We start from the raw sequence: 6,387 nt of genomic DNA on the forward strand, positions 1-6,387 counted from the left end.
ACTTGACCTGATCCACGCGACCGTCGACCGAGACTGGGTTTATCACGCTCAATTGTAAGGGCTTGCGCCTCTGGTCGTTTTAGCGCGCTTTGTGCGTTAAACCTTCGGTCTACGAGGATTTTTTTGCACTGGTGTAACACTTGATCCTCTTCGTCTCCGACCCAAGGTCAGCATGTGCGAACGCAATCTGGCTCTGACAAACGCAATGTATGTCAACCTTTTCCTCCAAGTCATCCTCTGTTTGCTTCACTCAGGTGAATTTCAATGGGACATGTAATGCTCCGATCTCGGGCATGCGGGTAGGAAAGATATCTCCGTCGACTTGAAAGCCCTTGGTTCGTGCGAGAAGTTCCTCAAGTGCGACCGCGAGCTCGAGCTCTGCGAGACCCGCTCCGGGACAGGTGTGGGGACCGCGACCGAAGGCGATTGACGCGCTTATGTTGGGCCGGTGGAGCCTGAATGTACCGGGATCTTCGAATACGTCCTCGTCCCGGTTGGCGGAGGCGTAGTTCAGAGCAATCGGCTCGCCTGCAGGAATTGTCCGCCCATGGACGGTGATATCGCACACCGCCGTGCGAGCGAAGCCGCGGTAGGGCGTATACAATCGTAAAAACTCAGCTATCGCTGCTGGGATCAGTGAAGGGTCGCGACGTAGACGGTCCTGCAATTCGCGGTCACGACCCAGATGGACGCAGATTGATCCGATCATGACCATTGGAGCAATAACTCCAATTACCAACACCTGGCGGATCGTTCCGATGATGAGCTCCTCGGGCAACGGCTCACCGTCTACGCGGGTAGCAAGCAGCGCGCTGACAGCATCGACCTTTGTATCAAGCGGCCTGATCTTGCGTTCTTCCATGAGACCTCGTGCTCTGGCATAGAGCGCATCGCTCGCTTCCTTCGTCGATACGGCATCACCGGTCTGCGTAGCGATGTTGTACTGCCTTCCCCAACGCTCAAGCCGCTCGACTTCGTCGAGTGGAAGATTCATCCAGTGCGCAAAGACCAGCACCGGCATACGTGAAGAAAATCCGGAGCAAATGTCACCTCCGCCGTTGGAAACCATTGGCTCAAGCAGTTGCGCACAGATTTCATGGATAATCGGCTTCAGCCGAGCGACCTTACGTGGAGTCAGGAGTGGCGCGATAGCCTTGCGGTACGGCGTGTGCTCAGGCGGATCAAGGTGAAGTGGTGGACGGCGTCCGGTAGTTGCAGGTTTAGGAATCACATTCTGCTTCGATGTAATGAACGTCTTGAGAACCGGCAGGATAAAGCATCCATTCCGCTTCTCATTCACCTGCTCAGGCAACCTCGCTGCCAGAAGGCACTAAAAGCACAGGCACGACCATGGCCCCCCGACTTCGCCAACATGCAGGAAAAGGCATGTACGCAGGCTTTGGAGAGGGCGATAGAAGCCTATGCCTCTCTCAGGAGAACACACGCTGGTCGCAGTGCGATGCGGCGCTTACGGGATTAGCAGGACAAGCGCCTTGCACATTCGTTAAGAAAAGAAATTGAGGCTCTCCCTAGGTACGTGGACCTGTTTCTTCTCGTTGACACGGCGCGGAAGGTTCTACAGCACACGAGGCTAGGCGTTTTAGGCTCCGCGTCCGATCTTGATTTGACTGAGACGGAGTTGCGGAGAGAGGCTGATGCATTTTGGCAACCCGCCCTGACGGCGGCATTCCATTCCACGGCAAGACCGAAGACTTCGGATTGAACTCTCCCGGCAATAAAAAACTTTCGGGGCTCGAACCCCTGACCTCTTTGAAGCTAATACTAATACTAAGTCCCTGAAGGGCTGACTCGTTCGTGATTTCCTGCGTCGGGGTGGGTGTGATCATGTCCCTCGGCCTGCGGGAGTGGGCGCACCGGTTCTGATCAGCGGGACTTGGTATAAGTGGTCGGCCCTGGTGTCTTCTGCGACCTGAAGCAGTTCTACCGCATGGCAAACCGCCTTACTGATAGTTCTGATGGTCAACGCCATAACAAAATTAAAGCTCATCCTTGAATACTGGAGATAGAATTACCATATATTATTTAGTCCCAACGATATATTTGTGTCACACCGCGTGGTTCACGCTTCAAAGCGTCGAGTCACATCTTTTTCTTTCCTATGTTTCCCATCCTTTGAGGCAAAATGACCACCAGAACCTTCAGCCAAACGACGCCGGATAAAGCCAACGAACTCTTCGATAAGCTCCTCGCCACCTCCGACAACGCAGCCAAAACCCGTGAGCGCCTGCTTTCGGACCTGCAAGAGGAGTTGGACCTCCTGGCTAATCTCCAGGAACAGTATCTCTTTCCGGTCTTGAACAAGCACGGGATGCAGGACCTGGTTCAAGAGGCCATCCAGGACAACCAGGAAACGAGTGCGCTCCTGGCAGAATTGGACAGCATGCCAAAAAACACTGGTGAGTTCCTCAGCAAGGTGACCGAGCTGAAGAAAGTGTTCCAGCAACATATTCGCGACGACAAGAAGGAGCTGCTTCCGGCGGTGCTCAAGGTCTTGAGCGACGAGGAGGCCGAAGAGGTGGCCGAGCAAGTGCAGGATGAGATGGCGAGTGTCGAAGAGGCAAAGCGGGCCGAGGCCAAGCGTGCCCGCGAGCAAGTTGAAAACGCCCAGCGGGTCGCGAAAGATGTGACCAACACAGTGCAGGCTGGAGCCCAAACAATGGCTCGGACCATGCAGGAAGCGGTACAGACCAGTCTCAGCACGGCATCGGAGCTGGCCCGCGGCGTCCAGGATGTTTCCCGCGAATGCTTTGAGTTGAGCCAGAAGCGCCTGCAGAAGAACCTTGACGGCTTGAACAGTCTGGCACAGTGCCGGTCGGTTCCGGACTTTATGGCGGTCCAGACCTCGCTCATCCGCGACAACCTGGAACAGACCCTCGACAACAGTCGGCGGATGGTGGACCTCACGCGTCAGCTCGCCAATGAGGCAAGTCGGATCGTCACGGTTCAGGCGGAGAAATCGCGCCAGCGCGTCAGCCGGGCCGCTTGATCGGACTCACTCTGACGGTTTGCCTCAATGAAAACATGCCCCGGGCTTTCAAGCCCGGGGCATGTTTTCATTGAGCCGCGCTGACCACGATCAGCAAAGCGTGCGGCCGCAAACCCAAACGCGTGCCATGCCGAGGCAGCCTGAGTTCGACGTTCACGTCACCCATCGAGCGGCTAAAATCTAACGCTTGGCTCCTTTGACAAGACAAGCGCCGCCGGAAGGCGGACTTTCAGATGCGTTTGTTTCACGTCCGCTGAACAGAAGTTGAGTGAACCGACTTCCATTTTCCAACGGAAATGTCGTCCGTGCATTGATGATCCCATTGGGGCGGAATTTCTCATCAGGATAACGTCAGGCGCTGGGGAGTTCGCTCAGACGCGACGAGGGCCGCTTCGACCCGGTTGCGCACCTGCAGCTTCTGCAGAATGTTGGTCACATGGTGCTTGATCGTCTTCTCGCTCAGATCCAGCTTGTTGCCGATTTCCTTGTTGCTGCGGCCCTTGCCCAGGATTGACAGGATCTCCTCCTCCCGCCGCGTCAGATCGGAAAACCGCTGCACCGGCTTCGCCGGGCTGACACGGCTCGGGCCAGAGCGCATCAGCAGCGTGGCCGCAAGACTCGGCGAGACATAGCTCTCGCTCTGGTGCAGCACCCGCACCGCCTGCACCAGCTCACGACCGTTTGCGCCTTTCAGCAGACAGCCTTGTGCCCCGCGCTTCAAAGCACTGCAGACCTTCTCCTCATCGCCCATGAGGGTGAACAGCAGGATCTTGGCCCGGGCATGCTGCTGGGTGATCGCCTCAAGGGCATCCAGGCCGCTGTCGAGCAAGCTCATGTCGAGCATAATCACATCCGGTTCACTCTCCTGGGCCATCTGCATGGCGTCCCGAATGGATGCGCCCTGACTGACAACTTCGATATCCGGCTGCGCCTCCAGGTTGACGATGACCCCCTCCCGGAATAGCGGTTGCTGATCGACGACACCTACGCGGATCTTGGTAGTCATTGGAGCCCCCTCCACATGGCAGAAAGTGTGCACTCAGGCATACGTCTCCACCTGACACGCTGATTATGGTCAAGCGTGCCGCCAATGCTTTCAATGCGGTTCTAAAATCTGGCCAGATCCATTTTCGTGCTGTCGCTGAAGCTGGGCCACTCACCCGGCTTGGCGTTGACGATCTCACTGGCGTTGTACTGAAACTGGCCAGGATCCTATCGTGTTCAGCTCGCAAATCAATAAAATTGTCCTAAGTTAGGCAAAATCGTGCGATAACTTTAGTATTAGTGCAAAATAATTAAAAGCTCATTTTCCAACCGTATCCGGCTGATCTTTGCAGGCAGGCCGCTAACCGGAAGGAGTAGGGCCTTGATCAAGTGGGCCGTCGTGTTTCGCGTACCATGCGTCAGGCCTGAACCAGTAGAGCATAAGGGGCGTTACAGAGTTCCAGGCTGTTTTCATTGGCGATTTGGGAAAGTCCCATTGGAGCGCAGGCGCTTGGCTTTACCCTCGGCGGGGTGGCCGCCGCTCGCACGGTCTTGGGTAGGTGCGGGTACATTGATCGCACACGTCGCGCGGACATTGGGGTGCTCAAGAGGCGCGATCTACAAGGTGTTGAATCAGTGAGATGACGTCAGCTAGGCAAATTCGATCAATAGAGTTCGACCCGGAACGCCAAGGCACCTCCTCGGCAGGCACCATAACGGCAGTTCTCGATAGACAGCGGATTTCCACAGCTACAAGAGGACCGTGAACCACTCATCATGTCATCCGCAAGTGAACTACGCTTTCGAGCTTAGCCATTTCCAAATGATCCGCGACGCGCAAGCTATGCCGTGACATTAGCTCACCCCGAACTATCGAAGCATGGGTGGAATAAAGCAGGCTCCACAACGTTTTTCTTGCTGCTGGATGGCTTGGGTTCTGGATCGGTTGCCCCAACCGCAAGAACCGGAGCTTGAGAGACGATTAAAAATCATGAGCCCACAGTGTTTGTTTTTCAGTCTTTGTGCGCGACGGGCTTTTAGCCGATGGCAACCTCACAACAGGGATCGGTGTCATGGGGCTCGCCGTAGTGAATGGAAGTGAACGACATGAAGATGATCGATTTGCCTACTCGCGGGACATGTTTTGGTTTCGCTGGCCCTGATAACCACATGGTGTCGCTCAACGTCCCAGCCGCAAACGACGATGGTCGAGAGCATCAATTTTACTCCTTCGACATCGAGTATGACCCGGAGCAACCTGATAAACTGACTGTTTGCCTGTTGGAGGTTGATCAGGACAATTTCATCCATACCGTAAGAAAAAGCATTTCGTTCCCTGCAAGTTTGCTGGCCGACCTTGTCAGCAAAAGGAAGGCCACGGCTGAAGAAGTTGCCACATGGCAGGCCATGTCTGACGAAGATGAATGAGGCTATCGGCAGGTTCTTGATAGCGGTTAGTTCAACCGCCTGCGTGACACCGGCCCTGCTATGATCCGTTGCTTATCACAAGTGAAGGCGGCTCGCTAGTTGAGAGCACGTCACAGTGCGGCGAGGCAGTGTGTGGGAGGCCGATCTTGCACCCACTGATGAGATTAGCCTCCCTACAAGCGTCACTCGCCTGATCAAGCTTCGATGGTGCGAACCAATTCGCCTGCCTTGGCTCAATCAAGACGTAAGCCCTTCTGCCTCGGTGAACGGAACAGTCAGCACCGTCTGACCAGCCTCATCCACAATCTCAATAACGAATTGCCTTCGCGCTTCGATGGGCAACTCGTGCCAGGATGAGCGAGCAGCGATCAAAACCCGCGCTAACTGCAAGGCAACAGCATGGGCGGCCTCGATACTAGGGAGGACTAGTTTTCTAGGGTGTCTGTAGCGATCGCGACCGTTCCAGATGTGAAGAGAATACTGCGGCATGACTAACAGGATTATCAGCCATGAAAGCCCCAAATATCAGGCGATATTAAGGATTATTTCTTATACATCTGGCATCAGCAACAAAAAGCCTGATAGAGGATCACCAACGAGCACTACGCTAAGGCCCTGTAGCGGTGTTGGATTACTCCTAATTATAAACCTCTCGTGGGAGATAATCGCGGAATATAGCAGGAGCCGTTTCGTTTTCTGTTGGTCGCTGTGACTGGCTCTGGATCTGCCCGGCTGATCAGAAGGAAACCGAACATGGGCTACGAACTGGCGGTAGGTCCCATACTCGTTGCAGTTATCGCTCTCATCGCTTTCATGACGGTCTTGTACTGGTTCGTCTCTTATCGTTTCCGGGAGGTCATCATCGGATTTATCGTTGCTGGGATGGTGCTCGAACTCATGGTCATCCTCCCCATCTGGGTTGTAAGTATTTAGCCATGGTTGAGCCGAGAGCGGCTTGGCAGAGCCCG

At 55.0% G+C, this 6,387-nt stretch carries 7 protein-coding genes; 2 read left to right on the plus strand and 5 right to left on the minus strand.

What is annotated here, in order from left to right; all coding sequences use genetic code 11:
- Nucleotides 1-250 precede the first annotated feature (250 nt).
- Both DRB19_RS24585 and DRB19_RS32060 read right to left on the minus strand, forming a co-directional pair.
- A complete protein-coding gene (locus DRB19_RS24585) occupies nt 251-1,312 on the minus strand; it encodes a cytochrome P450 (RefSeq protein WP_210207530.1) in 1,062 nt (353 codons plus the stop codon).
- Between the two features lie 768 nt (nt 1,313-2,080).
- On the minus strand, nt 2,081-2,347 hold the full coding sequence (locus tag DRB19_RS32060) for a hypothetical protein (protein ID WP_245439808.1): 267 nt from the start codon (nt 2,345-2,347) through the stop codon (nt 2,081-2,083).
- Here DRB19_RS32060 and DRB19_RS30240 point away from each other — a divergent pair.
- A complete protein-coding gene (locus DRB19_RS30240) occupies nt 2,246-3,007 on the plus strand; it encodes a phasin family protein (protein WP_245439806.1) in 762 nt (253 codons plus the stop codon). The two genes, DRB19_RS32060 and DRB19_RS30240, sit on opposite strands and share 102 nt — an antisense overlap.
- 340 nt (nt 3,008-3,347) lie before the next feature.
- Here DRB19_RS30240 and DRB19_RS24595 read toward each other — a convergent pair whose 3' ends face one another.
- The gene (locus DRB19_RS24595; protein ID WP_114188656.1) at nt 3,348-4,013 is read right to left on the minus strand and encodes a LuxR C-terminal-related transcriptional regulator; all 666 of its coding nucleotides are present in this window, start codon (nt 4,011-4,013) and stop codon (nt 3,348-3,350) included.
- Between the two features lie 1,085 nt (nt 4,014-5,098).
- Between DRB19_RS24595 and DRB19_RS24600 the strand changes: the two genes are divergently transcribed.
- The gene (locus tag DRB19_RS24600) at nt 5,099-5,419 is read left to right on the plus strand and encodes a hypothetical protein (protein WP_114188657.1); all 321 of its coding nucleotides are present in this window, start codon (nt 5,099-5,101) and stop codon (nt 5,417-5,419) included.
- Between the two features lie 237 nt (nt 5,420-5,656).
- Here the strand turns inward: DRB19_RS24600 and DRB19_RS31965 are convergent, their stop codons facing one another.
- On the minus strand, nt 5,657-5,908 hold the full coding sequence (locus DRB19_RS31965) for a DUF6894 family protein (protein ID WP_114188658.1): 252 nt from the start codon (nt 5,906-5,908) through the stop codon (nt 5,657-5,659).
- Between the two features lie 60 nt (nt 5,909-5,968).
- Nucleotides 5,969-6,387, minus strand: a 419-nt coding sequence (locus tag DRB19_RS30830) for a hypothetical protein (RefSeq protein ID WP_210207531.1), incomplete at its 5' end; no start/stop codon positions are given.

Source organism: Microvirga aerophila (assembly GCF_003332305.1).
Classification (GTDB): domain Bacteria; phylum Pseudomonadota; class Alphaproteobacteria; order Rhizobiales; family Beijerinckiaceae; genus Microvirga; species Microvirga aerophila.